Source organism: Neisseria sp. P0009.S007 (assembly GCF_051962515.1).
In genome coordinates, this window is record NZ_JBQCVF010000218.1 from 1 (window position 1) to 2203 (window position 2203).

Consider the following 2203-nt stretch of genomic DNA (forward strand, 5'->3'; position numbering starts at 1 on the left):
AATGGGCAAGAGGCCGTCTGAAAAAATGAATTAACGTTATTTTAAAGGTTTATTTCCAAACCAACAATTCAGAATCTTTAAAGATGTCGGATTCCGACGTTCTTTGCGCCCTCCCCTACCCTTTGATACCGGCAAAAGGCCGTCTGAAAACGCTTTTATATTTTCAGACGGCCTTGTATAAATCTTTTCTTCAGGAAAATAGGCTACTTTTTATCTAATGCAAACCCTAAGCCAACTGCGGTATTTCCGCCCACGGCTGTATCTGTTCCAACTGCGCGGCGAGGCGGAGCAGCGTGTCTTCGCGCCCGTGTGCGGCGGCGAACTGGGTACCGACGGGCAGCCCGTTATGCCGGTAAAGCGGCACACTCATGGCGGGGTTGCCGCTCATGTTCAGCGGCGACGTATAACCGACGTGTTGCAGCGCGGCAGCGGCTTCTTTTTCTAAAAACGGGTTGTTTTTCAACAGAAAACCCAAGCGCAGCGTGCCAAACAGCAGGCGCATGGCTTTTTGTGCGGCGGGCGGTGGCATCATCTCACCGATTTTCGGCGTGGTGCGCGGGCAGACGGGCGTCATCAACACGTCGTAGCGCGTGAAAAATGCTTTGGCGGCACGTTCCTGCGCCAGCATCACGTCGCGCGCCCATGCCATTTCGCCCGCACTGATTTGCCGACCCTGCACAATCATTGCCCACGTTGTCGGCTCAAGCAGGCGGTGCGGCAGTTTTTGTCCGGTTTCGTATTGATATTGGTAGAACAGTTTTGCCGTTTCGCCCATGACGATGATGCGGGCGGCTCGGTTGAGCTGTTCAGGCGGCGCAAAATCGGGCGTGGCTTCTTCCAATTCGTGTCCCGCGTCTTGCATCAGTTTCAAACTATGGGCGAACGCGGCTTCCGTGCCTTCGTCGTTGCCGCCGCCGAACCATGCCTGTTTCCAAAAAGCGATTTTCAGACGACCTGTTTCTTGTTTCAGGCTGCCTGCAAAACCGTTTTCGGACGGCGGCGGGCAGGCATACAGGGCGCGGGCTTGGGTTTGGGCGGCGATGTCCAGCAAAACCGCGCTGTCGCGTACACTGCGGGTCAACACATGGTCGCATACCAAGCCTTGCCACGCTTCCGATGCGTTCGGCGCGTAACTGCTGCGGCCGCGCGTAGGTTTCAGCCCGAACACGCCGCAGTTGTGCGCGGGTAAGCGGATGGAGCCGCCGCCGTCGCTGCCGTGCGCTGCGGGTACGACGCCCGAAGCCACTGCCGCCGCAGCACCTCCGCTGCTGCCGCCTGCGGTGTAATCCAAATGCCACGGATTGCGCGTGATGCCGTAAATTTCGGTTTCGGTAACGGCATATGCGCCCCATTCGGGCGTGGTGGTTTTGCCGAACACGCGCAGCCCCGCATCGAGATAGGCCTGGGTCAAATCGCTGTTTTGCTTGGCAATGTAATGCTGCATCATGCGCGAACCCGACCATGTCGGCGCGCCTTCCCAATCCGCCAGCAGATCTTTGAGCAAAAACGGCACGCCCGCCAGCGGCGTATCGGCATTTTCAGACGACCCCTGCCACGCCTCCGCGCGTTCGCGCAAATCGTGCGCCAACAGATTGAGCTTGGGATTGACTTCGTCCAAGCGGCTTAAAGCAGCCTGCAACACTTCATCGGCACACACTTCTTTTTTGCGGATCAGCTCTGCCAAACCGACGGCATCGTAACAGATGTAGTCTTGAAAATTCATGGGTTTTCCTTTCGGATTGATGAACACACGTTTTTTCGGTCAGGCATGGCTGCCCGCCTTTTCGCCGTTTGTCCGCATAGGCAATTTTTAAGAAACAGTAACACCGGATAAGGCAAAGAACAAGTTTGCCGCTGCTGCAAAAAGGTCGTCTGAAACCGCCTTGACGTTTTCAGACGACCTTTGAAGCAATGTCGCACATGGTTTACGGCAGAATCTCAATTTCCGCATTGTGTTTTACGCTGCGGTAGAGTTCGTCAACTTCTTCGTCCGTGACTGCGATGCAGCCATTGGTCCAGTCTTTTTGCAGGTGTTTTTTGCCGATAAAACCCCAGCCGTTTTTCATGCCGTGGATTTTAATCAGCCCGCCCGGGCTTTTGCCGTGTTGTTCGGCATAAGCTTTGTCAGTTTCGTTCGGATAGGAAACGCCGAGGTTTTTATGGTAGCCGCTATTGGGATTACGCTCATTGATGCGGTATTTTC

The 2203-nt window shown here is 55.1% G+C and carries 2 protein-coding genes; both read right to left on the reverse strand.

What is annotated here, in order from left to right:
* Positions 1 to 226 precede the first annotated feature (226 nt).
* The gene (locus ACTHS3_RS11780) at positions 227 to 1723 is read right to left on the reverse strand and encodes an amidase (protein ID WP_070734878.1); all 1497 of its coding nucleotides are present in this window, start codon (positions 1721 to 1723) and stop codon (positions 227 to 229) included.
* A 202-nt stretch (positions 1724 to 1925) separates the two neighbouring features.
* The coding region (locus ACTHS3_RS11785) for a L,D-transpeptidase family protein (RefSeq protein WP_440368018.1) at positions 1926 to 2203 on the reverse strand (278 nt) is incomplete at its 5' end.

Bases quoted from the DNA above. Each gene is read 5' to 3' on its own strand.
- ACTHS3_RS11780 (WP_070734878.1), bottom strand. From the start codon at position 1,723: ATGAATTTTCAAGACTACATCTGTTACGATGCCGTCGGTTTGGCAGAG.